The sequence below is a fragment of the Immundisolibacter sp. genome, assembly GCF_050250495.1.
Classification (GTDB): Bacteria; Pseudomonadota; Gammaproteobacteria; order Immundisolibacterales; family Immundisolibacteraceae; genus Immundisolibacter.
Map to the genome: position 1 here is coordinate 22,060 of NZ_JBFWOM010000014.1, position 26,900 is coordinate 48,959.

Annotated in this window: 24 protein-coding genes; 7 read left to right on the forward strand and 17 right to left on the reverse strand. The window is 68.5% G+C overall.

Annotation, left to right across the window (positions count from 1 at the left end; all coding sequences use genetic code 11):
• Nucleotides 1-191: 191 nt before the first annotated feature.
• The 8 genes from AB7F93_RS10170 to rpmH form a co-directional block, all read right to left on the reverse strand.
• Nucleotides 192-875, reverse strand: a complete 684-nt coding sequence (locus AB7F93_RS10170) for a DUF1566 domain-containing protein (protein ID WP_428302797.1) — start codon at nt 873-875, stop codon at nt 192-194.
• Nucleotides 876-886: 11 nt separating this feature from the next.
• Nucleotides 887-1,678 (reverse strand): SDR family NAD(P)-dependent oxidoreductase, encoded by a 792-nt coding sequence (locus AB7F93_RS10175; protein ID WP_428302798.1) that lies wholly within the window; start codon nt 1,676-1,678, stop codon nt 887-889.
• A 19-nt stretch (nt 1,679-1,697) separates the two neighbouring features.
• The gene (locus AB7F93_RS10180) at nt 1,698-3,344 is read right to left on the reverse strand and encodes a flavin-containing monooxygenase (RefSeq protein WP_428302799.1); all 1,647 of its coding nucleotides are present in this window, start codon (nt 3,342-3,344) and stop codon (nt 1,698-1,700) included.
• Nucleotides 3,345-3,439: 95 nt separating this feature from the next.
• Entirely contained in the window at nt 3,440-4,777 is a 1,338-nt protein-coding gene (gene mnmE / locus AB7F93_RS10185) for a tRNA uridine-5-carboxymethylaminomethyl(34) synthesis GTPase MnmE (protein WP_428302827.1), read from the reverse strand.
• Nucleotides 4,774-6,426, reverse strand: coding sequence for a membrane protein insertase YidC (yidC, locus tag AB7F93_RS10190; protein ID WP_428302800.1), 1,653 nt, complete (start codon nt 6,424-6,426; stop codon nt 4,774-4,776). The genes mnmE and yidC overlap by 4 nt, the downstream gene beginning before the upstream one ends.
• A gap of 16 nt (nt 6,427-6,442) precedes the next feature.
• The gene (gene yidD / locus AB7F93_RS10195) at nt 6,443-6,682 is read right to left on the reverse strand and encodes a membrane protein insertion efficiency factor YidD (protein WP_428302801.1); all 240 of its coding nucleotides are present in this window, start codon (nt 6,680-6,682) and stop codon (nt 6,443-6,445) included.
• Nucleotides 6,679-7,056 (reverse strand): ribonuclease P protein component, encoded by a 378-nt coding sequence (gene rnpA / locus AB7F93_RS10200; RefSeq protein ID WP_428302828.1) that lies wholly within the window; start codon nt 7,054-7,056, stop codon nt 6,679-6,681. Before rnpA ends, yidD begins: the two co-directional genes overlap by 4 nt.
• Nucleotides 7,047-7,184 carry a 50S ribosomal protein L34 gene (gene rpmH / locus AB7F93_RS10205; RefSeq protein ID WP_068804510.1) on the reverse strand — a complete coding sequence of 46 codons (138 nt, stop codon included), beginning with the start codon at nt 7,182-7,184 and terminating at the stop codon, nt 7,047-7,049. Before rpmH ends, rnpA begins: the two co-directional genes overlap by 10 nt.
• 321 nt (nt 7,185-7,505) lie before the next feature.
• Between rpmH and dnaA the strand changes: the two genes are divergently transcribed.
• From dnaA to gyrB, 4 genes are all read left to right on the forward strand, one after another.
• Nucleotides 7,506-8,834 (forward strand): chromosomal replication initiator protein DnaA, encoded by a 1,329-nt coding sequence (gene dnaA / locus AB7F93_RS10210; protein ID WP_428302802.1) that lies wholly within the window; start codon nt 7,506-7,508, stop codon nt 8,832-8,834.
• 216 nt (nt 8,835-9,050) lie between these two features.
• Nucleotides 9,051-10,154, forward strand: a complete 1,104-nt coding sequence (dnaN, locus tag AB7F93_RS10215) for a DNA polymerase III subunit beta (protein WP_428302803.1) — start codon at nt 9,051-9,053, stop codon at nt 10,152-10,154.
• A gap of 9 nt (nt 10,155-10,163) precedes the next feature.
• Nucleotides 10,164-11,249 carry a DNA replication/repair protein RecF gene (gene recF, locus AB7F93_RS10220; protein WP_428302804.1) on the forward strand — a complete coding sequence of 362 codons (1,086 nt, stop codon included), beginning with the start codon at nt 10,164-10,166 and terminating at the stop codon, nt 11,247-11,249.
• Complete coding sequence (gene gyrB / locus AB7F93_RS10225) at nt 11,242-13,650, forward strand: DNA topoisomerase (ATP-hydrolyzing) subunit B (protein WP_428302805.1); 2,409 nt, start codon at nt 11,242-11,244, stop codon at nt 13,648-13,650. The genes recF and gyrB overlap by 8 nt, the downstream gene beginning before the upstream one ends.
• A gap of 62 nt (nt 13,651-13,712) precedes the next feature.
• On the opposite strand, the gene topA is transcribed toward gyrB, so the two are convergent.
• The 4 genes from topA to AB7F93_RS10245 all read right to left on the reverse strand — a co-directional run bounded on the left by topA (nt 13,713) and on the right by AB7F93_RS10245 (nt 18,713).
• Complete coding sequence (gene topA, locus AB7F93_RS10230) at nt 13,713-16,010, reverse strand: type I DNA topoisomerase (RefSeq protein WP_428302806.1); 2,298 nt, start codon at nt 16,008-16,010, stop codon at nt 13,713-13,715.
• Between the two features lie 78 nt (nt 16,011-16,088).
• Nucleotides 16,089-16,574, reverse strand: a complete 486-nt coding sequence (locus tag AB7F93_RS10235; RefSeq protein ID WP_428302807.1) for a DUF494 family protein — start codon at nt 16,572-16,574, stop codon at nt 16,089-16,091.
• Between the two features lie 7 nt (nt 16,575-16,581).
• Nucleotides 16,582-17,541 (reverse strand): DNA-processing protein DprA, encoded by a 960-nt coding sequence (gene dprA, locus AB7F93_RS10240; protein WP_428302808.1) that lies wholly within the window; start codon nt 17,539-17,541, stop codon nt 16,582-16,584.
• Nucleotides 17,542-17,687: 146 nt separating this feature from the next.
• Nucleotides 17,688-18,713 (reverse strand): LysM peptidoglycan-binding domain-containing protein, encoded by a 1,026-nt coding sequence (locus AB7F93_RS10245; RefSeq protein ID WP_428302809.1) that lies wholly within the window; start codon nt 18,711-18,713, stop codon nt 17,688-17,690.
• Nucleotides 18,714-18,860: 147 nt separating this feature from the next.
• Here AB7F93_RS10245 and def point away from each other — a divergent pair, with 147 nt between their 5' ends.
• Complete coding sequence (gene def, locus AB7F93_RS10250; protein WP_428302810.1) at nt 18,861-19,370, forward strand: peptide deformylase; 510 nt, start codon at nt 18,861-18,863, stop codon at nt 19,368-19,370.
• Nucleotides 19,367-20,305 carry a methionyl-tRNA formyltransferase gene (fmt, locus tag AB7F93_RS10255; protein WP_428302811.1) on the forward strand — a complete coding sequence of 313 codons (939 nt, stop codon included), beginning with the start codon at nt 19,367-19,369 and terminating at the stop codon, nt 20,303-20,305. The genes def and fmt overlap by 4 nt, the downstream gene beginning before the upstream one ends.
• Before the next feature lie 10 nt (nt 20,306-20,315).
• Here the strand turns inward: fmt and accC are convergent, their stop codons facing one another.
• The 4 genes from accC to AB7F93_RS10275 all read right to left on the reverse strand — a co-directional run bounded on the left by accC (nt 20,316) and on the right by AB7F93_RS10275 (nt 24,870).
• On the reverse strand, nt 20,316-21,659 hold the full coding sequence (gene accC, locus AB7F93_RS10260) for an acetyl-CoA carboxylase biotin carboxylase subunit (RefSeq protein ID WP_428302812.1): 1,344 nt from the start codon (nt 21,657-21,659) through the stop codon (nt 20,316-20,318).
• Between the two features lie 12 nt (nt 21,660-21,671).
• On the reverse strand, nt 21,672-22,109 hold the full coding sequence (accB, locus tag AB7F93_RS10265) for an acetyl-CoA carboxylase biotin carboxyl carrier protein (RefSeq protein WP_428302813.1): 438 nt from the start codon (nt 22,107-22,109) through the stop codon (nt 21,672-21,674).
• A gap of 73 nt (nt 22,110-22,182) precedes the next feature.
• Entirely contained in the window at nt 22,183-22,623 is a 441-nt protein-coding gene (aroQ, locus tag AB7F93_RS10270; RefSeq protein ID WP_428302814.1) for a type II 3-dehydroquinate dehydratase, read from the reverse strand.
• 237 nt (nt 22,624-22,860) lie between these two features.
• Complete coding sequence (locus AB7F93_RS10275; protein WP_428302815.1) at nt 22,861-24,870, reverse strand: NAD(P)-dependent oxidoreductase; 2,010 nt, start codon at nt 24,868-24,870, stop codon at nt 22,861-22,863.
• A 17-nt stretch (nt 24,871-24,887) separates the two neighbouring features.
• On the opposite strand from AB7F93_RS10275, the gene AB7F93_RS10280 reads away from it, so the two are divergent.
• A complete protein-coding gene (locus AB7F93_RS10280) occupies nt 24,888-25,334 on the forward strand; it encodes an ester cyclase (RefSeq protein WP_428302816.1) in 447 nt (148 codons plus the stop codon).
• 39 nt (nt 25,335-25,373) lie between these two features.
• On the opposite strand, the gene AB7F93_RS10285 is transcribed toward AB7F93_RS10280, so the two are convergent.
• Nucleotides 25,374-26,825 (reverse strand): protein adenylyltransferase SelO, encoded by a 1,452-nt coding sequence (locus tag AB7F93_RS10285; RefSeq protein ID WP_428302817.1) that lies wholly within the window; start codon nt 26,823-26,825, stop codon nt 25,374-25,376.
• Nucleotides 26,826-26,900 lie beyond the last annotated feature (75 nt).

Consider the following 26,900-nt stretch of genomic DNA (forward strand, 5'->3'; position numbering starts at 1 on the left):
GCGGCTTCTTGTTCTTGGGCGAACCGATCGCCCAGCGCTGACGCCGGCGCCTGTCGCCGGCGGCAAGCCTGTATCGGCGACAGCGGGGTTTGCTTTAACCATGCCAACAGCGGACTTGTACACACCGGCAGGCGCCTGGCCGTGCCGTGGTCAGAGCCGCAGAGACGGACGCTCGATAACGGCGTCGCCGATCAGCGCACCGCCCGCACCCAGGCGTGAAAGGTCGGCCGCTCGGGCGATAACCGGCCGTCGAACCAATAGGCAACGTAAGCCCGGCCGTCCGGGGTGCGATCGGCGGTCCAGATGAAGTTGACGCCGATGCCAAAGACCGGGTCGATGTGGCGGCCGTCGAGGGGCGCCTTTTCCATCAGCGATGCGGCTTCCTCCGCAGTGGGCAGGCGCCAGTCGCGGTAGCCGCCGTGGGCCTGTGCATTGAGGGCGGCGATCTGCGCCTCGGCCGCCGCAAGGTCAAGTCCCTCCGTGCCGTCGCGCTGCCAGCTCAGCCCCGTGGTGGCGTCCCTGACCACCAGCGCCTCCTCGCGCAGCACCGTCTCGAAGCGGTTGTCGACGCCCGCGCCGGCCGGGTTGCGCGCGGCATCGAACAGCCCGCGCGTGGCGAGCGCCGCCGTCAGGCGCTCGTCATTCAGCGTGGTCGGCACGCCGCGCAGGGTGACGCGCTCGACCTCCGTGACGCCGATACGCTCCAGCAGCGGCGGCGGGGCTGCGTTCGCTACGGGTGCCGTGGCCGGTTCGGTCTTGCCGAACAAGCCGGCCTGATCGAAGGCCAATAGCAGCCCGCCGATCGCCGTGACCAGGCCCGCCAGCGCCGTGAGGATGCCCGGCAGGCTGGACCAGAACGACTTGCCCTCGGCCACGGCGGGACTCCTCAGAACGGGCTGCGCACGATGCCGCCGTCCGCCCGCAGCGCGGCGCCGGTGGTGGCGCTGGCGAGCGGGCTTGCCACGTAGGTGACCAGCGCCGCCACCTCGGCCGGCTCGGCGAAGCGCTTGATCAGCGAACTTGGCCGCGCGCGCATGAAGAATTCCTTCTCCAGCGTCGCCACCGGCTGGCCGAGCTCGGCCGCCATTTTGTCGAGAAAACCCTTCACGCCGCGCGAGCGGGTCGGCCCCGGCAGCACGCTGTTGACGGTGATGCCGGTGCCGGCGAGTGATTCGGCAAGCCCGCGCGCCACCGCCAGCTGCGCGGTCTTGGTCATGCCGTAGTGCACCATCTCGGCCGGGATGTTGATGGCGCTCTCGCTCGAAATGAACACGATGCGACCCCAGTCGCGCTGTTTCATGCCGGGCAGGTAGGCGCGCGACAGGCGCACGCCGGCCATGACGTTGACGTCGAAAAAGCGCTGCCAGTCGGCGTCCGGAATGGCCTCGAACGGCTTGGTGTCGAAGATGCCGAGGTTGTTGATGAGGATGTCGACGTCCGGGTGCGCGGCCGCCAGCGCCGTGCAGGCCTCGGCGGTGCCAAGGTCGCCGGCAAAGCCCGTTGCCAGCACGCCGGTGTCGCCGAGCAGGCTGCCGAGCGCCTCGTCCACGCCGTCCTGTGTGCGGCCGTTCAGGATCACGTCCGCGCCCTCGCGCGCCAGGCTCACGGCGATCGCGTAGCCGATACCGGCGGTGCTGCCGGTGACGAGCGCGCGCTTGCCGGTGAGTTGCAGGTCCATCGAAAACTCCTTGGGGTGGTCAGGCGGTAATCGGCGCTGGTGTGAGTTCGAAGCCCGCGTAGCCTTGGGCGGCCACCTGATCGCAGCGCTGCCGGTACGGGCCAAGACCGCCCAGATACGGCGTGAACACGCGCGGCTTGCCGGGCACGTTGGCCCCCACGTACCAGGAATCGGCCTGCGGCATCAGCGTCGAGTTGGCGATAGCCGCCGTGTGCGCCACCCAGTCGGCCTGGGCGTTCTCGCTCGCCTCGATGCGGGCGATGCGGTGCGCGCGCAGGTAATCGAGGCAGTCGGCGATCCACTCCACGTGCTGCTCGATGGACGCCACCATGTTGGTGAACACCGACGGGCTCTGCGGACCGGTGATCAGGAACAGATTCGGGAAGCCGGCGCTGGCGAGCCCCAGATACGTGTGCGGGCCGTCGGCCCAGTCGTCGCGCAGGCGGTGGCCGGCGCGGCCGCGGATGTCGATGGCAGCCAGCGCGCCCGTCATGGCGTCGAAGCCGGTCGCGAAGATCAGCGCGTCGAGCGGGTAGTCCTGCACCGTCGTGCGCAGGCCGTGCTCGGTGAGGGTGTCGATAGGCGTCGCGCGCAGGTCCACCAGCGTCACGTTGTCGCGGTTGTAGGTCTCGTAGTACTCGGTGTCGAGGCACAGGCGCTTGGTGCCGAGCGGGTGCGTGGTGGGGCACAGCAGGTCGGCAACGGCGGGGTTCTTCACCGTGGCGCGGATCTTGTCCCGCACGAAGTCCGCCACGCGGGCGTTGGCCTCCGGGTCCATCAGGATGTCCGGCGCGGCGGCCAGCAGGCTCATGGCGCCGCCCTGTGCCCACAGCGCCTCCAGCGAGGCGGAGAGTTCCGCCGGCGGAATGTCGCGCGTGCGGCGCGGTGCATCCGGCATCGCGACCGGAATGCCGAACAGCGACCGGCGGCTGACCTCGCGCCGCTCGCGGTAGCCGGCCTTCACGCGCTGCTGCTCGGCCACCGGCAGCGGGCCGTTTCGCGCCGGCACGCTGAAGTTGGCCGTGCGCTGGAACACCGTCAGGTGCTTCGCCTGCCGCGCCACCTGCGGGATGACCTGGATGGCCGTCGAGCCGGTGCCGATCACGCCGACGCGCAGGCCCGTGAAGTCGACCTCGTGGTGCGGCCAGGCGCCGGTCAGATACGTGGCGCCGGCAAAGCGTTCCACGCCCGGCAGGTCCGGCACCTTGGGAGCGGAAAGACACCCGGTCGCCATCACGCAGTAGCGCGCCGTGCAGCGGTCGCCGCGGTCGGTCTCGATGCGCCACACGCCCGCCGCATCGTCGAAGTGCGCCACGGTGACGCGCGTTTCGAGCCGGATGTCACGGCGCAGATCGAAGCGGTCCGCGACGTGATTCAGATACGCCAGGATCTCCGGCTGGCGCGGGTAGCGCTCGGTCCACTGCCACTCTTGCTCCAGCTCCGGCGAGAACGAGTACGAGTAGTCCACGCTCTCGATGTCGCAGCGCGCGCCGGGGTAGCGGTTCCAGTACCAGGTGCCGCCGACGCCGTCGCCGGCCTCGAACACGCGCGCCGTGAAACCGGCCTCGCGCAGGCGGTGCAGCATGTACAGGCCGGCAAAGCCGGCGCCGACGATGACGGCATCGAAATCGGCCGCGGCCTGCGGCACGGCGCGTGGGTCGTTCATCGCTGTCTCCTCGTACGCGTTGTGGTGACCGGTCGGTCAAACCGACGTGCGCCGAACCTTACACCGGGGCCGCGTGCAGCGGGGCGAGAAGAAAGCTACTTCCCGATGCAGAACGTGGAGAAGATGCGCCCCAGCAGGTCGTCGCTGGTCACCGCGCCGGTGATCTCGCCGAGCGCCTGCTGGGCGAGTCGCAGTTCCTCGGCGGCGAGTTCCGCGCCGACGCCGCGGGTCAGGAGTTCCGCGCCGCGGCTGACGCAGTCTGTGGCGTGGCGCAGCGCCTGCACGTGCCGGCGGCGGGCGCTGAACAGGCCCTCGCCGGTGTGGAAGCCGACGGCGGTCTTGATGCGCTCGCGCAGCAGGTCCAGCCCCGCGCCACTGCGCGCGGACAGGTAAACGTCGGTCCACGCGGCCTGCGGCTCGCTGCGCGGTGGCTCGCCGGCGAGGTCGATCTTGTTGATCACGCGGGTGACGGCGCGGGCCTCGCCCAGCAGCTCGGCCGGCGGGGTTTGCGGATCGCCGGCCTCGGTGACGAACAGCAGGTGATCGGCGCGCTCGATCTCGGCCCGCGCGCGGCGGATGCCCTCGCGCTCGACCGGATCGTCGCTGTCGCGCAGGCCGGCTGTGTCGACCAGATGCAGCGGCAGGCCGTCGATGCCGAGATGCTCCCGCAGCACGTCGCGCGTGGTGCCGGGGATGGCGGTGACGATGGCGGCCTCACGCTCGGCGAGCGCGTTCAGCAGGCTCGATTTGCCGACGTTCGGTGCACCCGCCAGCACGACGGTGAGGCCCTCGCGCAGCAAACGGCCCTCGCCCGCGCGGCGCAGCAGGGCGCTCAGATCATCGGCCAGCGCGCTTGCCTCGGCGGCCAGGCGGCCGTCGGCGAACAGGTCGAGCTCCTCGTCCGGGAAGTCGAGCCCGGCCTCGATCTGCACCCGCAGCAGCGTCAGGCGCTCGACCAGCGCGTGCACCTGCTGCGAGAAGGCGCCATCGAGACTGCGCAGCGCGGCGCGCGCGGCGGCGGCGCTGGCGGCATCGATGAGGTCCGCCACCGCCTCGGCTTGCGCGAGATCGAGCTTGTCGTTGAGGTAGGCGCGCTGGCTGAACTCGCCCGGGTTGGCCTGCCGCGCGCCGAGTTCGATCACGCGCGCCAGCAGCAGGTCCATCACCACCGGCCCGCCGTGGCCGTGCAGTTCGAGCACGTGCTCGCCGGTAAAGGAATGCGGCGCCGGAAAGTACAGGCACAGGCCGCGGTCGATGGGCTCGCCGGCGGCGTCGGTGAAATTCGCCACGCGCGCCATGCGCGGCGGCGGCAGGGCGCCGATCAGCGCCGCGCCGATGGCCGGCACCGCCGGGCCGGACACGCGCACCATGCCGACCCCGCCACGCCCGGGCGGGGTGGCGATGGCGGCGATGGTGTCCGTGGGCGCGCTCAGGCCGTGGCCTTGCGCTCCAGCTGGCGATTGATGAACCACTGCTGGGCGATCGACAGCACGTTGTTGACGAACCAGTACAGCACCAGGCCCGCCGGGAACAGCGCGAAGAACACCGTGAACACCAGCGGCATGGCCAGCATGATGCGCCGCTGCATGGGTTCCATGCCGATCATGGGCGTCATGCGCTGCTGCAGGAACATGGACACGCCCATCAGCACCGGCAGCACGTAGTACGGATCGGCGCCGGAAAGATCCTGGACCCACAGCATGAACGGCGCGTGGCGCAGTTCCACGCTCTCCAGCAGCACCCAGTACAGCGCGATGAACACCGGAATCTGCACCACGATCGGCAGGCAGCCGCCGAGCGGGTTGATCTTCTCGGTGCGGTACAGCTCCATCATCTTCTCGTTGAGCTGCTGGCGGTCGTCCTTGTAGCGCTCGCGCATGGCCATGATCTTCGGCTGCACCTTGCGCATGTGCGCCATGGAGCGGTAGCTCGCCGCGGACAGTTGATAAAACGCCAGCTTGATCAGCAGCGTAACCAGGATGATGGCCCAGCCCCAGTTGCCGATGGCGCCGTGGATGGCGCTCAGCAGCCAGAAAACGGGCTGCGCGATGATGGTGAGCTTGCCGTAGTCGACGGTGAGGGCGAGGCCCTCGGCCACGCCCTCCAGGCTGTCCTGCGCCTTGGGGCCGGCGTAAAGACGCGTCTGCCAGGTCGCGGACTGCCCCGGCGCGACGGCGAGCGGGCCCGCGATGCAGCCGGCGAGGAAGCGGTCCTCGGCCAGTGCCTTGGTGTAGCAGTTGTGCGGCTGGCCCTTTTCGAGCAGGAAGGCGGTCACGAAGTAGTGCTCGCTCAGACCCACCCAGCCGTCACTGAGGGTGGTGGCGAGCGGCGCCTTCACCATGTCGTCGTAGCCGATCTTGCGGTACTTGTCGGCCGCGCTGTAGTACACGGCACCCTGGAACGACGCCGGCATGAAGATGCTGCCGGTGGCGTCCGCGCCTTTCTTGCGCATCAGCTGCGCGTAGGGCTGCGCCTGCCAGGACTGAGTACCGCTGTTTCGCACTTCGTAGCGCAGGCCGATGTCGTAGCGGCCGCGGCGGAAGGTGTAGACCTTGCGGACCTCGACGCCGCTGCCGGCATCGGTCCAGCCGAGCGGCACGTCGAGCGTGTCGCTGCCGGGTGCGAGCGAGTAGTTGTTTGAGGTCGCGCTGAACAGCGCCTGATGATCCGGCGCCGGCCGCCCGTCGGCCGCCAGCAGGCCGGTCTGGGATTCGTAAAACCGCGGTGGTGCGGCGTCGAGGATGCGGTAGGCGGGAGCGCCACGGCCGGCCGAAGCGCGGTAGTCGGTGAGTTCAAGCCGCGCAATGTCGCCACCGGCGGTGTTGATCTGCACGCTCATCACATCGGTGCTGACCGTGACCGGCGTGCCGGCCGGCCGGGCGGCGGTCGAAACGGCCGCGGGCGCATTGGCCGACGGTGCAGCAGGTGCCGGCGCGGCGGGACTCGCGGTTGGCGTGGGCACGGTGCCCTGCGCCAGCGGCGGGGGTGGCACCGGCTGCGGCCGCTGCGCCTGCCAGGCCTGGTAGATGAAAAACGTGATGACCAGCAGCAGGGACACCAGCACGAGCCGGACGGTTTCCATGGTGATTCCGGTGGATTCAGCGGGGAGCGGGGCGCGCGGGCCAGTGCTCGGGCACGGGATCGACGCCGCCAGGGTGCCAGGGGTGGCAGCGCAGCAGGCGCTGCGCGGCCAACCAGCCGCCGCGCCGCGCACCGAACCGGCGCACCGCAAGCACCGCGTAGGCGGAGCAGCTGGGATGAAACCGGCAATGCCGCCCAAGGAATGGGCTGAGCGCAATTTTATAGGCGTGCAACAGGCCGAGCAGCAGCCGTCTCATGGCCGGTGGACCTGATTGATGTGGTCGAAAGCCGCGTCGACGTCCGCGCGGGCCAGCACCGCGCCGTGGAGCCGAAGCACGATATCGGCAGCGGGCAGGGCCTGCTGGCGCAGACGAAACGCGTCCCGCGCCCAGCGCCGCACGCGGTTGCGATCGACCGCCCGGCGCAGGGCGCGCTTCGAGATCACCAGTCCGAGCCGGGCGAGGCCCGCGGTGTTCGGCAGCGTGATCACTTCGATGACCCCGATGCGTCGGCGGCGACCACGCCGGAACACGAGCTGGAATTGTTGCGGTGTCAGCAGCCGTTGCTGACGGGTGAACCGATACGCCGCAGCCGCTGGCTGCGGCCCGACCTCGGCCAGCGTCAGACGCAGCTGATGCGGTGACGACCCTTGGCGCGGCGGGCGTTCAAAACCTTGCGCCCGCCGACCGTGCGCATGCGGGCACGAAAGCCGTGTGTGCGGGCGCGATGCAGATTGCTGGGTTGATAGGTGCGTTTCATGAGCGCGTTGTCCGAGAAGGGCCGGCAAAAAGGCGCGGAAGCTTACCGGCGTCGCATCGGCCGGGTCAACCGAGGGAAGCGCTGAAAAATTCCGTCCCTGGACTTTTTCAGCTCGCTGCCGCGCGGTACAGGCCCACACGGCGCTCCCTGAATCAAGGGCTTACGCCCTCTATTCAGGCCGGGGGCATCCTGCCCCTTGGGAACCGCTGAATAAATCAGCGCGTCCCGAGGGGAAAGTCTCGGCGCCCGCCCGACCGTCGGACGGCAGGGGTACACTTGGTCGCCGCCCGGTACCCGGGCCGGTGACCCGCAGAGGACTCCTTGAAAAACGCCTGGCAGGGCTGCCTTGCCCAGCTCGAAGCCGAGTTGTCGCCGCAGCTTTTCAATACCTGGATTCGCCCGTTGCAGGCGCACCTCGCCGGCGGCACGCTGCGCTTGCTCGCGCCGAACCAGTTCGTGCTGGAGCAGGTCGGCGGGCAGTTTCAGGATCGTATCCGGGAGCTTGTGGCGCAGTGGGGGCTGAAACTGGCGCTCGAAATCGGCAGCAGCGCGGGTGACGCCGGCGCCGATGCGCCGCCACCTGTCAACGGCGTACCGGCGCCGCCAGCCGCGAAGCCCCGGCGACGCGCCACCCCGGCCGTCGACCCCGCACAGCGTTTCGATACGTTCATCGAAGGCAAGTCGAACCGCCTGGCTCGGGCCTCGTCGCTGCTGGTGAGTGAAAACGGCAGCGGTCTGTACAACCCGCTGCTGCTGTACGGCGGCGTCGGTCTGGGCAAAACCCATTTGCTGCACGCGGTCGGCAACGCCCTGCTTGCGCAACGACCGGATGCACGGGTGGTGTACGTGTCCGGCGAGCGCTTTGTCACGGATATGGTGACGGCACTTCAGCAGAACCGCTTCGACGCCTTCCGGGCGCAATACCGGAACCTCGACCTGCTGCTGGTGGACGACGTCCAGTTCCTGGCCGGCAAGGAGCGCTCGCAGGAGGAGTTCTTCCACGTCTTCAACGCCATGCTGGAGAGCAAGAGCCAGCTCGTGATGAGCAGCGACCGCTTCCCGCGCGACATCAAGGGCCTGGAAGACCGGCTGAAGTCACGTTTCGGCTGGGGGCTGTCGGTGGCCGTCGAGCCGCCGGACATGGAAACACGGGTGGCGATCCTGCTCAGCAAGGCCGAGCTCGCCCACCAGACCGTGCCGCAGGACGTGGCGTTCTTCATCGCCAAGCGTGTGCATTCGAACGTGCGCGAACTCGAAGGGGCGTTGCGCACGGTCATCGCCTACGCCACGCTCACGCACGCACCGATCACGCTGGAGCTCGCCCGCGAGGCGCTCAAGGACATCGTGAAGGCGCAGGACCGGCAGGTCACGCTCGACGCCATCCTCAAGGCAGTGGCGGAGTACTACCGCCTGCGCGGCGCCGATCTCACCTCGCGCAGCCGCAAGCGCAGCCTGGTGCGGCCGCGCCAGGTGGGAATGGCGCTCGCCAAGGAACTGACCTCGTGCAGCCTGCCGGAGATCGGCGCCGCGTTCGGCGGGCGCGACCACACGACGGTGCTGTACGCCTGCGAGCGGGTGGTCGAACTGCGGCGGAACGAGGAATCGATCGCCGCCGATTACGGCAACCTGCGCCGCATCCTGATGGGCTGAAAGGCTGTGGAAAAGCTGTGCGCGACCGCCGAGGATCTGACGTCAGTCTGCAGCGTGCGCGACGGACAGGTCAGTTTACGCGTCGGTTATGCCATCGAGAATTAATATCAAGACAATGATTTATATAGATAATCTAACGATATCCAGTTCTGCACAGCGCTTAATCTAATTAATGTTTTTCAAACAGAAAGAATCCGAAAGTCAGCGAGGTCGCCGATGAAGATCAGCATGGAACGCAACCAGCTCCTCACCCCGCTGCAGGTGGCGCACGCGGTGGTAGAGCGTCGTCAGACGCTACCGATCCTGGCCAACGTACTGATCACGGCGACCGAGCACGGGTTTCGACTGTCGGCTACGGATCTGGAGGTCGAACTGTCTGTGCCGGGTTCCCTGGAGGCCTGCTCCGGGCCCGGGGCCACTACCCTGCCGGCCCGCAAGCTGCTCGACCTGTGCCGGGCCCTGCCGGATGGCACGCGCCTGACCATTGAAACCGCGGGTGACCGAGCTACGGTCCGGGCCGGGCGATCGCGGTTCAGCCTCAGTACTTTGCCGGCGGCCGAGTTCCCTGCCATCGACGTCAACGGTGACGTGCTCGAACTCGAATTGCCGCAAAACGAGCTGCGTCGCGCCATCGAAAGCACGCACTTCGCCATGGCGCAGCAGGACGTGCGGTACTACCTGAACGGCATGCTGCTGGAGATTCAGGACGGGCGGGCGCGCCTGGTGGCGACTGACGGGCACCGCATGGCCGTGACGGAGTTGCCGGTATCACCGCCGGAAGGAACGAACCGGCGCATCATCGTGCCGCGCAAGACCGTCATCGAGGCCCTGCGGTTGCTGGCCGATGACAGCAGCCCGGCCAAACTCGGTATTGGCAACGATCACCTCACCCTGTCCGCGGCGGACGTGGTGTTCAAGTCGAAAGTCATCGATGGCAGCTTTCCGGATTACGAACGCGTCATACCGCGCAATCAGGACAAGGTGCTCGATGTAGATCGTCTTGCCTTGCGTGACGCGATGGGGCGGGTGGCCATCTTTGCGAACGAGAAATACCGTTCGGTCCGTTTGCAGTTGCAGTCCGGCCTGCTGCGCCTGTCGGCGAACAACACGGAGAACGAAGAAGCCGAGGACGAGCTTGAGGTCGACTACGCGGGAGCGGAGCTCGAAATCGGCTTCAACGTGAGCTATCTCATCGACGTGCTGAATGCGCTGCGCAGCGCCTCGGTACGCCTGCACCTGTCGGACTCCGGCAGTAGTTGTCTCATCACGGAGCCTGCGGGCGGTGTAGGACGCTATGTGATCATGCCGATGCGGCTCTAGACGCGGCCGATGCGGCTGACGCGGCTCATCGTTCGCGATGTGCGAAATCTCGAAGCCATCGACTGGCGGCCGGCGGAGGGCTTGAACATCCTCGTCGGGCCGAATGGCGGTGGCAAGACCTCGCTGCTCGAAGCGATCCATCTGGCCGCGGTGGGGCGTTCGTTTCGTACTCGCGATTCCAGTCAGGCCATTCGACGTGGTTGCAATGAGCTCGCGATCGGCGCCTGGTTTGCTCATGCCGATGGCCGCACCCAGCACATTCGTTTGCACCGGGATAGTGGCGGCGCCCGGATTCTCAGCGACGAGAGAGAGTTGCGCGCGGCGTCTGAACTCGCGCGCAGCCTGCCGGTGCTGGCCTTGTCGCAGGACGGTGTGGCCCGATTCAGGAGCAGCCGCGGCGAGCGCAGAGCGGTGCTCGACTGGGGTTTGTTTCACGTGGAACAGGGTTTCCATGCCCAGTGGTCTCGCTTCAGCGCCGCCTTGCAGCAGCGCAATGCCGCGCTCCGGCGAGGGCAACCTGACGAACCGTGGCTGAGTCCGCTCGCTGAAGCCGGTGAGACGATAACCGCCAGTCGCGCGGGGTACCTGGAGCGCTTGCAGATCAAGATAGGCGACTTTTCGTCGCGCCTGGAGCTGGACTTCACCATCGCCATCGCGCTCCAAAAGGGCTGGCGGGATGGGCTCGATCTGCGCGCGCTATGGCGGGCCAGCGAGGACAAGGATCGCGCCCTTGGATACACTAGCGCCGGTCCCCACAGAGCCGACCTGGTACTGCGGGTCGACCAGAAACTGGGCCTGGAAAACCTGTCGTCCGGGCAGGTGAAACTGCTCTACCTCGTCCTGCGTCTGGCGCAGCTCGATGACTTGTTGTCTGTCGTGCCAGCAAGTGAGCCGATCATTTTTTTCGACGACCTGGCCGCCGAGCTCGACGGCCGCCACCTCGACGCCGTGCTGCGCGTACTGGGTGATCATCAGTTGCAGCGGTTCGTGACCTCGCCGTCTGGTACCCGTGACCTGGGTAACGATTGCGCGACCGTGTTCCACGTGGAACACGGCGCATTGACCGCGGCCGCCACCCGAGATGTCCATGACTGACGAAAACGTGTATGACTCTTCCAGCATCAAGGTACTGAAGGGCCTGGATGCCGTCCGCAAGCGCCCGGGCATGTACATCGGCGATACCGATGACGGCAGCGGTCTGCATCACATGGTTTTCGAGGTGGTCGACAACGCCATCGACGAGGCGCTGGCTGGCTACTGTCGCAACGTGAAGGTGATGATCCACGGCGATGGCGGCGTAAGCGTCGACGATGACGGCCGCGGCATCCCGGTTGATATTCATGCGGAGGAAGGCTGCTCGGCGGCCGAGGTCATCATGACCACCCTGCACGCGGGCGGGAAGTTCGACGACAACTCGTACAAGATTTCTGGCGGCTTGCACGGCGTTGGCGTGTCGGTGGTGAACGCACTTTCCGAGTACCTGAAGCTCACTATCCGTCGTGACGGCAAGCTGCACGAGCAGATTTACCGCGATGGCGAGCCGCAGGCGCCGTTGGCGGTGGTCGGCGACGCGACCAACACCGGCACCAGCGTCTATTTCCGCCCCAGCCCGCTGGTGTTCAGCGATGTCGAGTTTCACTACGACGTGCTGGCGAAGCGCCTGCGCGAGCTGTCGTTCCTGAACTCGGGTGTGCGCATCGAGCTGCGCGACGAGCGCGACGACCGGCAGGAGGTGTTCGAGTACCTGGGCGGCATCAGCTCCTTCGTCGAGCATCTGAACCGCAACAAGACGCCGCTGCACCAGACGGTGTTCCACTTCGCCGAGCAGCGTGGCGATATTGGTGTCGAGGTCGCCATCCAGTGGAACGACTCCTACCAGGAGACCATGTTCTGCTTCACGAACAACATCCCCCAGCGCGACGGCGGCACGCACCTGGCGGGATTCCGCGCGGGACTTACCCGAACGCTGAACCAGTACATCGAGAAGGAGGGCCTCGCCAAGAAGGCCAAGGTCGAGACCTCGGGTGAGGACATCCGTGAGGGCATGACCTGCGTCCTGTCGGTGAAGGTGCCGGACCCGAAATTCTCGTCGCAGACCAAGGACAAGCTCGTGTCGTCCGAGGTCAAGGGCGTGGTCGAGGCGGCCATAGCCGACAAGTTCACGGATTTCCTGCTGGAGAGCCCGGCCGAAGCGCGCGGCATTGTGTCGAAGATCATCGACGCGGCGCGCGCCCGCGAGGCCGCCCGCCGCGCGCGGGAAATGACGCGCCGCAAGGGCGTACTCGATATCGCCGGCCTGCCCGGCAAGCTCGCCGACTGCCAGGAAAAGGACCCCAGCCTGTGCGAGCTGTACCTGGTGGAGGGTGATTCCGCCGGCGGCTCCGCCAAGCAGGCGCGGGACCGCCGCTCGCAGGCCATCCTGCCGCTGAAAGGCAAGATCCTGAACGTGGAGAAGGCCCGCTTCGACAAGATGCTGGCTTCGGCGGAGGTCGGCACCCTGATCACTGCTTTGGGATGCGGCATCGGCCGGGAGGAATACAACCCCGACAAGCTGCGCTACCACCGCATCATCATCATGACCGACGCCGACGTGGACGGCGCGCACATCTGCACGCTGCTGCTGACCTTCTTCTACCGGCAGATGCCGGAGCTGATCGAGCGTGGACATTTGTACATAGCCCAGCCGCCGCTGTACCGGGTCAAGAAGGGCAAGCAGGAGCGTTACCTCAAGGACGACCGCTCGCTGAACCTGTACCTGCTGGAGCTTGCCCTGCAGAACGTGGCCTTCCACCCGGCCGAGGCGGCGCCCGCGATGGATGGCGACGCCTTCGAGGCGCTGGCCAAGGACTACACGGCGGTGCTGGCGCTGATCGACCGCGCGAGCCGCCGCTACGACCGCCGCATCCTGGACGCATTGCTCGGCCTGCCGCGCGTGACCGACGAGCGCGCGCAGGACGCCGCCGCGATGACGGCGCTTGCGCAGTCGCTGGAGGCAGCGCTATCGGGCGGCATGAGCCGCTTCACGGTGCGCTGGCAGCCCGCCACGGATGGCGCCGACGGCGCGCTGCACGTGGAGCGCGTCGAACACGGCGTGCGCACCGCCTTCACGATTGGGACGGTGTTCTGGCATTCGCCGGAGTACCGCGGCATCAGCGCCATGGCCGAGCGCCTCGCGGGACTCATCGGCCCCGGCGCCTGGCTGCAGATGGGCGAGCACCGGCGCGACGTGAAACGCTTCGGCGACGTGCTGGACGCACTGCTCGGCGAGGGTCAGCGCGGCGTCAGCGTGCAGCGCTACAAGGGTCTTGGCGAGATGAACCCCGAGCAGCTGTGGGAAACCACCATGGACTTCGGCACCCGGCGCCTGCTGCGCGTGCGCGTGGAGGACGTGGTGGCGGCGGATCAGATGTTCACCACCCTGATGGGCGACGAAGTCACGCAGCGGCGCGAGTTCATCGAGACCAACGCGCTGGCGGTGGCCAACCTCGACGTGTGATCGGGATCGCGCGCCGGCGCGAGGGATCGCGCGCCGGCGCGAGTTGCTGACGCGCCGCCGCCTCAGGCGGCGTTATCGGCCAGCTCCGGCGCCGCTTCGCGGTAACCGCAGGTCTTGTCCGGGCACAGCTTCTCGACACCGCGCCGCTTGGTGGTCTTGATGGTCATGATGGCGTGCCCGCACTTCGGGCACGGCTCGGGCAGCGGCGGGTCCCACACCGCGTACTTGCAGTCCGGGTAGCGGTTGCAGGAATAGAACAGCTTGCCGTAACGGGACTTGCGCTCCATGAGCGTGCCCTGCTTGCAGTCCGGGCAACCGACACCGGTGTCCTTCGGCTTGTTGAGCGGCTCGACGTGCTTGCAGGTCGGGTAGTTCACACAGCCGATGAAACGCCCGTAGCGCCCGCGCTTGTAGGCGAGATCGCCGCCGCACTCCGGGCACTTGCGATCCAGCAGCTCCGGCGCCGGCTCGGGCTCGCTGCTGTCGGTCTTCACGTCCCGCGTGTACTTGCACTCGGGGTAGCCCGTGCAGCCGATGAAGTTGCCGCGCTTGCCAAGGCGAATGGCGAGCGGCTTGCCGCACTCCGGGCAGGCTTCGTCGAGCTGCTGGGTGGTCACATCGCGGCGGGCGACCGACGCGGTCTGCTCGACCCGCTCGTTAAACGGCTTCCAGAACCGCTCCAGCACCGGCACCCAGTCGGACTCGCCGCGCGACACGGCGTCGAGCTCGTCTTCAAGCTTGGCCGTGAAGTCGTAATCGACGTACTGGGTGAAGAACTCGGTCAGGAAACGGCTCACCACGCGCCCGACGTCGCTCGGCCGAAAGCGCTTGCCGTCCAGCAGCACGTACTCGCGCTGCTGCAGCGTGGTGATGATGCTGGCGTAGGTGGACGGCCGGCCGATGCCGAATTCCTCCAGCGCCTTGATCAGGCTTGCCTCATTGAAGCGCGGCGGCGGTTCGGTGAAATGCTGGTTGGCTTCCAGCGACCGCAGCTCGACCAGCTCGTCCTGCTCCAGCGCCGGCAGGTTCGACTCGGCCTCCTCACCTTCCTCGCGGTTGTCGTACACGGCGAGGAAACCCGGCTCGCGCACGGTGGAGCCGCTGGCGCGCAGCAGCGTCATCGGGTTCTCGGGCGGGCACAGGTCCACCGCCACGGTGTCGATCTGCGCCGGGTTCATCTGGCAGGCGACGGTGCGGTTCCAGATCAGCGTGTACAGCTTGAGCTGCTCGGCGGCGAGGTGCCCGCGCAGCGACTCCGGCGTGCGCGCGGCGGCGCTCGGGCGGATCGCCTCGTGCGCCTCCTGGGCGTTCTTGCTCTTGGTCTTGAACACGTTCGGCGACTTCGGCAGCGAATCCGCGCCAAAGCGCTCGTCGATCACCTGCCGGATTTCGGCGACCGCCTCCTGCGCCAGACTCGTCGAGTCGGTCCGCATGTAGGTGATCAGACCCACCGGCCCGCCGCCGATGTCGATGCCCTCGTACAGCTGCTGGGCGATGCGCATGGTGCGCTGGGCGGTAAAGCCGAAGCGTTTGGACGCCTCCTGCTGCAGCGTGGAGGTGATGAACGGCGGCCCCGGATTGCGCTTGCGCGAGCGCCGCGTGATGGCGGCGACCTTGAGCTTGCCGCCCGCTTGGCGGGCGATGGTGTCGCGCACATGACCGGCGCGCTCGGCATCGACGACGCTGAACTGCTCGATCTTGTCGCCCTCGAACTGCGTCAGGCGGGCCGGGAACGTGGCCTTGCCTTTGCCGGCGCTGGCATCAAGCGTCCAGTACTCGCGCGGCTGGAAGGCCTCGATTTCCTCCTCGCGCTCGACGATCAGCCGCAGCGCCGGGCTCTGCACGCGCCCGGCGGACAGGCCGCGGCGGATCTTCTTCCACAGCAGCGGCGAGATGTTGAAGCCGACCAGGTAGTCGAGCGCCCGGCGTGCCTGCTGGGCGTTCACGAGATCCATGGCGATGTCGCCGGGATGCTCGACGGCCTCCTGAATGGCGCGCTGCGTGATCTCGTGGAACACCACCCGCCGCACCGGCTTGTCGGCCAGCACCTTGCGATCGCGAAGCAGCTCCGCCAGGTGCCAGGCGATGGCCTCGCCCTCGCGGTCCGGGTCGGTGGCCAGCAGCAGGCGATCGGCGCCGCGCAGCGCCTTGGCGATGGCGTCCACGTGGCGGGCGTTGCGCTCGATGCCCTCGTAGCGCATGGCGAACTGCTGCTCGGGCTGCACGGCGCCTTCCTTGGCGACCAGGTCGCGCACGTGGCCGTACGACGCCAGCACCTCGTAGCCGGGGCCGAGGTACTTCTTGATGGTCTTGGCCTTGGCCGGGGACTCGACGACGACGACGGTTTTTTCTGGGGTCATGGCTCGCGCGGCGATGGCGCAGACGGGTTTGGGGCGCACGGTAGACGACGCGAGGATGCGCCGCCGCTTATCTGTGCACTAGTGCAGGCGCCGCTGCGACTCCGGCTGGGCCAGCTCTTCCATGTAGGCGTACAGGTGGGCCGTGTCCGGGCGGTTGTAGATCACCATCTGCGTGATCCACTTGATCGCTTCGAGGTCGATTTCGTCCAGATCAAGCGCCATGGCGCGGTCGATGATCCGGTCGAGCGACGGGCGGTCGATCATCGGGTTCTGGCCGAGCACGATCAGGAAACCGCGCGCCTCCACTGTCAGACGATACAGCTCCTGGGCGCTGAAGTGCCGCTGCGCACGTTCGCTCCAGGGCGTGCAATCGGTGTGGGCGGTGTCGTCGTCGTCCTGCGCGAGGCTCTCCAGCCAGTCGAAGGCGTGGTCGATTTCGCCTTCCTCGAAACCCATGTTCGCCAGTTGTCCCGCCAACTCGTCCCGGTCGTCGTTGTCCATCGCGTCGTCCTCGCTGTAGTTGTCCAGCAGGAACATCAACGCGTCGAGAACGGATTCCTTCATCGATACCTCAGCGCGGCGGGTGCGGGCGCTGGCGGCCGAACAGCCCGCCAGGCAGAGCCGTCACCAGGCCATCCAATTGCAGCGTCAACAGCATGGTGGAAACTTCCGTGACCGTCAATCCGGTGCGGGCCACCAGCAGGTCCAGGCTGACCGGGTCGTCACCCATTCCGGCGAGCACCGGGTTGGCAGGCTCCGGCGCCGCCGCGTTGGCGGTATCGGCCCGGCGCCGGACGGCGGCGGGCGTTTCAAGCGGCGGCAGCTCGTCGAGGATGTCGGCAATGGACTCGACCAGCTTCGCGCCGCTGCGGATCAGGCCGTGGCAGCCGCGGGCGAGCGGATTGTGAATACCGCCCGGTATCGCGAACACCTCGCGGCCCTGCTCGGCGGCGAGGCGGGCGGTGATCAGCGAGCCGCTGCGCGCGCCGGCCTCGACCACCAGCACGCCGAGCGACAGGCCGCTGATGATGCGGTTGCGGCGCGGGAAGTTGAAGCCGCGCGGCGGGGTGCCGACGGGTTGTTCGCTGACCAGGGCGCCGTGCGAGCGGATGTCACCGGCAAGGCCGAGGTGCTGGCGCGGATAGACCCTGTCGGGCCCGGTGCCGAGGACTGCGATCGTCTGGCCGTGGGCGGCGATGGCGCCTCGATGGGCAGCCCCGTCGACACCCTCGGCAAGGCCGCTGGTCACGACCAGGCCGCGCTCGGCGAGCGCCGATGCCATCTCGAAAGCCGTCTCGCGGCCGGCCGGGGAGGCGTTGCGGCTGCCAACGATGGCCAGTTGCGGCGCGTGCAGCGGGGCGGGATTGCCCTGCACGAGAAGCGCGAGCGGCGGGTCGGCGATCTGCGCCAGCCGGAACGGATAGTCCGGCTGATCCAGAAACAGCACCTGCCGATCGTCGGCGGCGGCCAGCCAGTCAAGATCGGCCTGCGGCGCCTCACCGCGCGCGGCGAGGATGCGGTCCGCGAGCACCGCCTTGGCGCCTAGGGCAGCCAGCAGGGCCTGGCGACTGGCGGCAAGAACATCGCCGGGAGCGCCGAACGCCGCCAGCAGGCGGCGCCACGTGGCCACCCCCAACCCCGGCACGCGTGCCAGGGCGAGGCCGGCGCCGTTCGGGCTCAGGGCGATGACACCTCGTCCAGCACGTGCATCGGACGCGTCGCCGTCATCACCAGCGCATAGCTCACGCGATCGAACAGGCGAAACACCAGGACCGTGCCGGCCGGGTCGCTCGGCGGCTGCACCTGCTGACGCGCGATCGGGTCGTGGATAGGCGGCGGCACCTGACCGACTTGCAGCACGTTGCCAAGCTCCAGGCCATCGCGTTTGCCGCGGCTGAGCACGACCACGCTGTGCTGCCCGATCTGCGACACGCCGTCGATCACGCCGATGATGTGGCCGCGTACCGGCGCGGCCGGCGCGCGCGGCACGTAGGACGCTTGCAGCAGAGCATCGTCGGCCGGAATCAGGACGTCGCCGGCAAGCACTTCGCGCCGGGACCGGGTCACCCCGAGCGTGGTCGGATCGCCGGTCTTGTGCACCTTGGCCTGGCCGATGTAGAGGCCGTTGTAACCGAGCTGTTCGCCGGTTTCGGGATCCTTGTACGCGTCGCCGATCCGGAAGATGTCGAGTTGCTCGCCTTCCTGGGCGGCCGTGTTGCGGCCATAGACCCGGTCACCGCCACCGACCGCCAGATGTTCGTCGGCGGCCGAGGCCACGTACGCGAAATCGGCTGAGCGGTTGCTGTGCAGCACCACGGCCTCTTCGAGGAAAGCGCGGATGTGCCTCAGCGGAATCGCCGGTATGGCGGTGTCGAGCGGCGTCGCGCGAACCTTCGGCCCGAGGCTGCCAGGTCCCCCGGTCGCGCCGTCGCGCACCAGGCGTGGGCCGTCGGCGGTCATCACCAAGCGCAGACGGTCGCCTGGATAGATGAGGTGCGGGTTCGCGATTTGCGGATTCACGCCCCACAGTTCCGGCCAATGCCACGGCTTGTCCAGAAAGCGGCCGGAGATATCCCACAGCGTGTCGCCGCGAACCACCACGTACACGTCCGGGTGATCCGGACGCAGCGTCAGTTCATCCGCAGCCGCCAGCAGCGGCCAGGCGACCAACAGGGCAATCAGGGAGCGGCAAAGTCTGGTCATGGGCAACATCCGGCCAGTAACATTGTTGGTGTGCCAATCGACGAGCGGTCGCGTCTGACCCGATATCGGTTCGGCCGCGACGGCCTTGAGGCAACGCCTGCAAAGGCGGACGCAGTGTAGCCCAGATAAATAGCCTTCCCGATCGCCATGGCGTTGATTCCGATCCTGACCTATCCCGACCCGCGACTGCGCGAAAAAGCGCGTCCGGTTGAAGTTGTTGACGCCGCAATCCGGGCGCTGATCGACGACATGGCGCAGACGATGTATGCCGCTAAGGGCATCGGCCTCGCGGCCACGCAGGTCGGCGTCGCCCGGCGCGTGGTCGTGATGGATCTCAGCCCCGAGCACGACCAGCTGCAGGTGCTGATCAACCCGACCATCACCGCCCGCGACGGCGTGCAGGTATGTGAGGAGGGTTGCCTGTCGGTGCCGGAGGTGTTCGAGGAGGTGGAGCGCGCCGAGCGCATCGCCGTGAACTACCTCGACCGCGACGGCCAGGCGCAGCAGCTCGACGCCGATGGTCTGCTCGCCGTGTGCGTACAGCACGAGATCGACCACCTCGACGGCAAGCTGTTCGTGGACTACCTGTCGCGTCTGAAGCAGGACCGTTTGCGCAAGAAGGCCGGCAAGCGCCAGCGCGACGAAACGCGTCCGTGAACATCGTGTTCGCCGGCACGGCGCCGTTCGCCGTGCCGAGTCTCGAAGCGCTGCTTGCCGCCGGCCACCGCGTGGCGGCGGTGTACACGCAGCCCGATCGCCCCGCCGGCCGCGGCCGCAGGCTCGCCGCCTCGGCGGTCAAGCAGGCGGCGCTGGGCGCCGGCATCGAGGTTCGCCAGCCACCGACGCTGCGCACGCCGGACGCCGCGCCGGAACTCGCCGCACTCGCGCCCGATCTGCTGGTGGTGGTGGCGTATGGCCTGATCCTGCCGCCGGCCATCCTCGCCGTGCCGCGCCTTGGCGCGCTCAACGTGCACGGCTCGCTGCTGCCGCGCTGGCGCGGCGCGGCGCCGGTCGAGCGCGCGCTGCTGGCGGGCGATGCCGAAACGGGCGTCTGCATCATGCAGATGGATGCCGGGCTCGACACTGGACCCGTGTTTGTGGCCCGCCGCGAGCCGATCCGGCCGGACGACACCGCGGGCAGCCTGCGCGAGCGGCTGGCCTCGCTCGGTGCACGCGCCCTGTGCGAGGTGGTGGCCGGCATCGAGGGCGGCGCCGCGGTCGCGACGCCGCAACCGGCCGAAGGCGCCTGCTACGCGGCCAAGATCGACAAGCGTGAGGCGCAACTCGACTGGGCGCAGCCGGCGGCGGTGCTTGAACGCGCCGTGCGGGCGTTCGCCCCCGCGCCGCTCGCCTGGACACTGTGGCGCGGCCAGCGGCTGCGCGTCGGCGGCGCGCGCGTGCTGGAGGGGAACGGCGCGCCGGGGCAGGTGCTCGCTGCCGGCGCGTCAGGAATAGAAATCGCGTGCGGTGGCGGCAGCCTGCTGCTGACGGCGCTGCAAGCCGAAGGCGGGCGCATGCTCACCGCGCGGGAGTTCCTCGCCGGGCGGCGTGTTGAACCCGGCGAGGTACTGGAGCAACTGGCTCCGGGTTGAAGCCCCCAGCTCAGCTGTTCGCCAGCAGCTTCTCCAGATAGTGGATGCTGACGCCGCCGCGGCGGAAGTCGCCCTCGTCCACCAGGCGCAGGTGCAGCGCCGTGTTGGTCTTGATGCCGTCCACGATCAGCTCCATCAGCGCCGTGCGCACGCGCGAGAGCGCGATGTCGCGGTCGGCACCGTGGGCGATCAGCTTGCCGACCATCGAGTCGTAATTCGGCGGCACGGCGTAGCCGGCGTACAGGTGCGAGTCGAAGCGGATGCCCGGCCCGCCCGGTGCGTGGAACTGCGTCACACGGCCCGGTGAGGGCGCGAAGGTCGCAGGATCTTCCGCGTTGATGCGGCACTCGATGGCGTGCCCGCGCCAGGTGATGTCGTCCTGGGTGTAGCTCAGGCCCAGCCCGGCGGCGATGCGCAGCTGCTCGCGCACGAGATCGACCCCGGTCACCGCCTCCGTGACCGGGTGTTCCACCTGGATGCGCGTGTTCATCTCGATGAAATAGAACTCGCCGTTCTCGTACAGGAACTCGAACGTCCCGGCGCCGCGGTAGCGAATCTTGCGGCACACGTCCGCGCACAGCTCGCCCATGCGCGCGCGCTGCTCGGGCGTGATGCCGGGCGCCGGCGCTTCCTCGATCACCTTCTGGTGGCGGCGCTGGATGGAGCAGTCGCGCTCGCCAAGATGAATCGCCTGCCCCTCGCCGTCGCCGAGCACCTGGAATTCGATGTGCCGCGGCTGGGCGAGGTATTTCTCCATGTAGACGATGTCGTTGCCGAACGCGGCGCCGGCTTCGCGGCGCGTGGTGGCAATCGAGCTGTTCAGCGCTGCTTCGGTGTGCACCACGCGCATGCCGCGCCCGCCGCCGCCACCGGCCGCCTTGATCAGCACCGGGTAGCCGATGCCGGCGGCGATGCGCAGGTTCTCGGCGTCGTCGTCGCCCAGCGGTCCGCCGGAGCCCGGCACGGTTGGCACGCCGAGTTCCTTCATCAGGGCAATCGCTTCGAGCTTGTCGCCCATGCGGCGGATGGTGTCCGCGCGCGGGCCGATGAAGATGAAGCCGCTCTGTTCCACACGCTCGGCGAACTGGGCGTTCTCGGACAGAAAGCCGTAGCCCGGGTGGATGGCCTCGGCGTCGGTCACCTCGGCCGCGGCGATGATGGCCGGGATGTTGAGGTAGCTCTTGCCGGGCTCCGGCGGGCCGATGCAGACGGACTCGTCCGCCAGGCGCACGTGGATCAGGTCACGATCGGCCGTCGAGTGCACCGCCACCGTGCCGATGCCCAGCTCCCGGCAGGCGCGCAGCACGCGCAGCGCGATCTCGCCGCGGTTGGCGATCACCACTTTGGAGAACATGCCGGCGCCCCGTCAGGCGATCACGACGAGCGGCTGGCCGAACTCGACCGGCTGGCCGTCCTCGACCAGGATCGCGGTCACCACGCCGGACTTGTCGGCCTCGATCTGGTTCATCAGCTTCATGGCTTCGATGATGCAGACCACGTCGCCGGCGGAGACCGTCTTGCCGACCTCGATGAAAGGCGCGCTGTCCGGCGAGGGCGCGCGGTAGAAGGTGCCGACCATCGGCGCGTTCAGCGTGTGGCCGGCCGGCTGGGCCGCGACCGGCACCGCGGCGGTGACTGGCGCAGCCGCCGCAGGTGCCGCGGCCGGGGCCGCCACCGAGGCCATCACCACGCCGGCCGGTGCCTTGCTCAGGCGAATCGACTCTTCACCCTCGCGCACTTCGAGCTCATTGATGCCGGATTGCTCCACCAGCTCCATGAGCTTCTTGATCTTGCGGATGTCCATGCGTGTCCCTGGATGGTCTGATGTGAGTTGTCTTGGAGTTTGACGACGCGCCGGTACCGGCCAGCGCCTGGCGTCAGTTGCCGATCCGGCGCAGCGCCGCGGTCAGCGCGAGCTCGTAGCCGAGCGCGCCAAGGCCGGTGATGGTGCCGACCGCCAGATCGGAAAAATACGAATGCCGGCGGAACGGCTCCCGCGCGGCGACATTCGACAGATGCACTTCGATGAACGGCAGCGCCACGCTGGCCAGCGCGTCGCGCAGCGCGACGCTGGTGTGCGTGTAGCCGCCGGGGTTGATGACGATGAAGCCGACGCCGTCCGCCGGCGCCGCCTGCACCCAGTCGATCAGCTGATGCTCGGCGTTGTTTTGCCGGCAGACCAGTTCATGCCCGGCGGCGGTGACCTGCGCCGTGGCGCGGGCGTCGATGTCCGCGAGCGTGTCGTGGCCGTAGATGGACGGCTCGCGGCGCCCGAGCAGGTTCAGGTTCGGGCCGTGCAGTAACAGGATCTTGGCCATGCGGGCGCCGGGTGCGTGAAGGCAGGGCGGATTCTTGGCTATCGGTCGCGAATTGTCCACATTGGCAGCGAACGGGCGGCAACCGTCGGCCGCCCCCGGTCCAGGACCGCGAATCCCGACACGCACATGTCGCCGGTTGTTGCGGCGTCGTCACCAATCGCGCCACCTGCCCGGGTTGTCTGGACTCGCCGGCCACCGGCGGACGTGTCGCCCCACCCCGCCGACAACGGTGTGGCGCTACTCTAGCGGTTCCAGCTCCAGCGAGCGCCCGTCGAGCGTGATGCCGGCCCAGCGCTGCAGGACTTCGATCTTCTGCGCGATGCCGCCGAAGTAGCCAAGATCTCGGCAGAACAGCTGATACAGGTGATAGGTGAGGTCGCCGAGCGGGTTCGGCACGCCGCTGTCGTGCGCGAAGCGCGCCATCTGGCGCAGGTCCTTGGTCATGAGCCCGACGTAGAAGCCGCCCTTCATCGGCTCCGGGCTCAGCAGCGCCCGGTTATGGGTCCAGAAGCTCGCGCCGGTGCCGTGGTCGAGGGCCTCGGCGGCTTTCTGGTAATCCACGCCGAGCTTGGCGGCGACCAGCAGGCCCTCGATGAGGCCGACGCCGACCACCGAGCACACCATGTTGTTGACCATCTTGGCGACCTGGCCCGCGCCGAGCGGCCCCAGGTGAAACAGGTGGCTGCTGAAGTGGTCGAGCGCGCGGCGCGCCTCGGTCACGTCCGCCGCCGCGCCGCCGACGATGAAGGTGAGGTTGCGTTCCGGGATGGCGTAGGAGCCGCCGCGCTCGCCGGTGATGGCGGCGTCGATCAGGCGCATGCCGCGCGCCGCGAGCCGGGCGCCGAAGCCGCGCGTGTCGTCGGGGTAGCCGCTCGTGGTGTCGACTACCAGCAGGCCCGGCCGGTCGGCCTCGGCGACACCATCCTTGCCGAACAGCACCTCGCCCACCACCTTCGACTGCGGCAGGGCGAGGATCAGAATCTGCGCGTGCGCGGCCACCTCACGCGGCGAACCCGCCGCCCGCAGGCCCTTGGTCGCGGCGGCGGAAAGCGCCGCGGCGTCCACGTCGTAGCCCCACACGGTGAGGCCGTCCGCGAGCAGGATGTCCGCCACCGCGGCGCCGATGTTGCCAAGGCCGATCAGGCCGACCACGCAGTCGCTCGCGCCAAGGTCGCTGCGCCGGGCGTCAGCCTCGTCCACCGGCTGCAGGGTGAGGCGCGCGTCGGCCCAGCGCTCCATGACGTCGGCAATCTGCATGATGCCGGCATCGGCGCCGACTTCCCGCTCGGCCATCTGGAACACATGCCCGGCCGCGTCGCCAACCGCCATCGGCACCCGCGTGTCGCGCGCCAGGCGCGACATGTAGGCGAGGTCCTTGGTCATGAGGCCGATGTGCGCGCCCGCCCGGCCGCGCGCCTGCAGCATGGCGGGGTGGCGGGCGAACGCCGTGTGGCCGGTGCCGACGCGCATCACGGCGAGGTTTTGCCACAGATCAAGGCCGTGCTTCTGCGCCACCAGCAGACCTTCCAGCGTGGCGATGGCGGCGATGGCGGCGCAGGTGTTGTTGACCAGCTTCACGATCTGCCCGGCGCCAAGCGGCCCGACCGGGAAGATGTGCTCGCCGAGCGCGCGCAGCAGCGGCTGTGCAGCGGCGACGTCGGCCTCGGCGCCGCCGACGATGAAGGTGAGCCGTCCCTCGCCCGCCGCACTGGCACCACCGGCCGGCGCGGTGATGGCGGCGTCGATCATGCGGATGCCGCGCGCGTGGAGCTGGGCGGCGATGTCGCGCGTCTGCGGCGGGTAGCCGCTGGTGGTGTCGACGACCAGCAGCCCGGCGCGGGCGCCGTGCAGCACACCGTCATCGCCCAGACACGCGCGATGCACGGCGTCCGAATCCGGCAGCGACAGCAGCACCACATCGCAAGCCGCTGCCAGTGCTGCCGGTGACGATGCGGCGACGACGCTTGCTGCCGCAGTGGCAGCGAGACGCTCGGTGTCCACGTCATAACCGTGCACGGTCCAGCCGAGGCTCGCCAGTCGGCGCGCCATGGCGCCGCCAAGACTGCCCAGGCCGATCACGCCGACCGTCTGCTGTGCCATCGCTTCCCCTCTGTCTTGTCGTGTTGTCGGCCGGCGGTCGCGCGGTGGCGGCAGTCGGCTGCGCCCAATAATGCGCCTTGCCGCGTCCGCGCGGACGGCCGCGCTATGATCGGGCGAGCCGGCGCGGCCGGTGGTCAACAAGCCCAAACGACAGGAGAAACGCCATGTCCGACGCGGACCAGCTCGAAAAGAACAAGCAGTTCGTGCGCAAGTTCTTCGCCACCATGGACGCCAAGAAATTCGACGAGATGGAGGCGCTGCTGCACCCGGAGCACCTGTTCCACCTGCCGATGGCGCGCGAGCCGCTGAACGTGAAGACACACATGGAAGTGAACAAGCACATCCAGAAGTCGCTGCCGATCGTCAAGCGCGTGTTCGAGGACCAGATCGCCGAGGGCGACAAGGTGGTCAGCCGCGGGCGCCTGAGCTTCCAGCACGTCGGCGAATTCAACGGCGCGGCGCCGACCAATCAGATCATCGAGGTCAGCTTCATCCACATCATGCGCATCAAGGACGGCCTGAACGCCGAGGAATGGGACGAGGTCAACTTCATGCCGCTGATGAAGGCGCTGAAAGTGGTGCCGCCGGACGCCGGCATCAACTGGCACTGAGTCTGCGCAGGCTGCGGGTGGCTCGCGCTGCCCGCAGCGTCACGATGAACAGGACAGGGCGAAGTCGCCCGCGCCGTCCGGCGGCGGCTCGGCGTAGAACTCCGCCCCCGGCTGCGGCGTGAACGGCCGCGCCAGCAACCGGCGCAGGCGCTCGATTTCGCCGTAATCGCGCGCGTCGCTCGCCAGACGAATCGCCCGCTCGGCCAGGTGCGTACGCAGCACATACAGAGGATTCGCCGCATCCATGCGGGCGTGGCGCTCGGCGTCCGGCACCGGTTCGGTGGCCAGACGCGCTGCGTAGGTGTCGAGCCAGTCGCGCAGTGCTTCGGGCGCGCGCGACAGCGCCAGCAGCGGCTCGCGCGTGGCCGGATCGTGCGGCCTGAACGCGCCCAGACGCCGCATGAACGCGGGGTAGTCCACGCGCCCGTCGTGCAGCGCGTGCAGCAGGCGGTCGATCAGGTCCGCGTCGGCCGCGTCGGCGCGCTCAAGCCCAAGCTTGCGGCACATCAGCTCGCCGTAGGCCTTCACGAACACGGGCTCGAAACGCTGGAGCGCCGCCTCGCGCGCGTCGCCGTCGATCAGCGTCGACAGCGCCTCGGCCAGCGCCTGCAGGTTCCAGAAAGCGATGCCGGCCTGGTTGGCGTAGGCGTAACGGCCGCGGTGGTCGGTGTGGTTGAACACGCGCCCGGCCTCGAAGTGGTCGAGGAACCCGTACGGCCCGTAGTCGAGCGTCAGCCCGAGGATCGACATGTTGTCGGTGTTCATCACGCCGTGCACGAAGCCCTGCGCCTGCCAGGCGGCGATCAGCCGGGCGGTGCGCTCCACGACCTCGCGCAGGAACTCCGCGTAGCGCTCATCGCCGGTAGCAGCGGTCGGGAAATGCGCGTTGATGACGAAGTCGGCCAGCCGCCGAACGTGATCGGTCATGCCGCGGTAGTGGAAGTACTCGAACGATCCGAACCGCACGTGACTTGGCGCGAGCCGCGTCAGCACGGCGGCCGTTTCGATCTGCTCGCGATACACCGGCTGATCGCTGCCGACGATGGCGAGCGCCCGCGTGGTCGGGATGCCGAGGCCGTGCATGGCCTCGCTCGCCAGGTACTCGCGGATGGTCGAGCGCAGCACCGCGCGCCCGTCGGCGCCGCGCGAGAACGGCGTGCGCCCGGCGCCCTTGAGTTGCAGCTCGTGGCGTTGGCCGTGGCGATCGGTAACGTCCCCGAGCAACAGCGCGCGGCCGTCGCCAAGCTGCGGTACGTACACGCCGAACTGGTGGCCGGCATAGACCGCCGCCAGCGGCTGCGCGCCGGCTGGCGGGCGATTGCCGCCGAGTAGCTCGATCAGCGGCTCGGCCGGCTCGTTAGGCAGATCGAACTGCGCCGCCAGCTCGACGTTGTAGGCCACAAGGTACGGCGCTGGCAGTGGCGTCGGCGCCTGGCGGGCGTGGAAAGTTCCCGGCAGGGTGGAAAACGCGCTGGGATCGATGTTGATCATCGGTTGATTGTGGGGGGGCACGGCTCGGTCCTTCAGAAAAACGAACGCCGGCTTGTGCCGGCGTTCGTCGAGCGG

Bases quoted from the DNA above. Each gene is read 5' to 3' on its own strand.
- AB7F93_RS10175 (WP_428302798.1), bottom strand. From the start codon at position 1,678: ATGGACCTGCAACTCACCGGCAAGCGCGCGCTCGTCACCGGCAGCACC.
- AB7F93_RS10180 (WP_428302799.1), bottom strand. From the start codon at position 3,344: ATGAACGACCCACGCGCCGTGCCGCAGGCCGCGGCCGATTTCGATGCC.
- yidC (WP_428302800.1), bottom strand. From the start codon at position 6,426: ATGGAAACCGTCCGGCTCGTGCTGGTGTCCCTGCTGCTGGTCATCACG.
- yidD (WP_428302801.1), bottom strand. From the start codon at position 6,682: ATGAGACGGCTGCTGCTCGGCCTGTTGCACGCCTATAAAATTGCGCTC.
- rpmH (WP_068804510.1), bottom strand. From the start codon at position 7,184: ATGAAACGCACCTATCAACCCAGCAATCTGCATCGCGCCCGCACACAC.
- dnaN (WP_428302803.1), top strand. From the start codon at position 9,051: ATGAAGATCAGCATGGAACGCAACCAGCTCCTCACCCCGCTGCAGGTG.
- recF (WP_428302804.1), top strand. From the start codon at position 10,164: ATGCGGCTGACGCGGCTCATCGTTCGCGATGTGCGAAATCTCGAAGCC.
- gyrB (WP_428302805.1), top strand. From the start codon at position 11,242: ATGACTGACGAAAACGTGTATGACTCTTCCAGCATCAAGGTACTGAAG.
- topA (WP_428302806.1), bottom strand. From the start codon at position 16,010: ATGACCCCAGAAAAAACCGTCGTCGTCGTCGAGTCCCCGGCCAAGGCC.
- AB7F93_RS10235 (WP_428302807.1), bottom strand. From the start codon at position 16,574: ATGAAGGAATCCGTTCTCGACGCGTTGATGTTCCTGCTGGACAACTAC.
- AB7F93_RS10245 (WP_428302809.1), bottom strand. From the start codon at position 18,713: ATGACCAGACTTTGCCGCTCCCTGATTGCCCTGTTGGTCGCCTGGCCG.
- def (WP_428302810.1), top strand. From the start codon at position 18,861: ATGGCGTTGATTCCGATCCTGACCTATCCCGACCCGCGACTGCGCGAA.
- accC (WP_428302812.1), bottom strand. From the start codon at position 21,659: ATGTTCTCCAAAGTGGTGATCGCCAACCGCGGCGAGATCGCGCTGCGC.
- accB (WP_428302813.1), bottom strand. From the start codon at position 22,109: ATGGACATCCGCAAGATCAAGAAGCTCATGGAGCTGGTGGAGCAATCC.
- aroQ (WP_428302814.1), bottom strand. From the start codon at position 22,623: ATGGCCAAGATCCTGTTACTGCACGGCCCGAACCTGAACCTGCTCGGG.
- AB7F93_RS10280 (WP_428302816.1), top strand. From the start codon at position 24,888: ATGTCCGACGCGGACCAGCTCGAAAAGAACAAGCAGTTCGTGCGCAAG.
- AB7F93_RS10285 (WP_428302817.1), bottom strand. From the start codon at position 26,825: ATGATCAACATCGATCCCAGCGCGTTTTCCACCCTGCCGGGAACTTTC.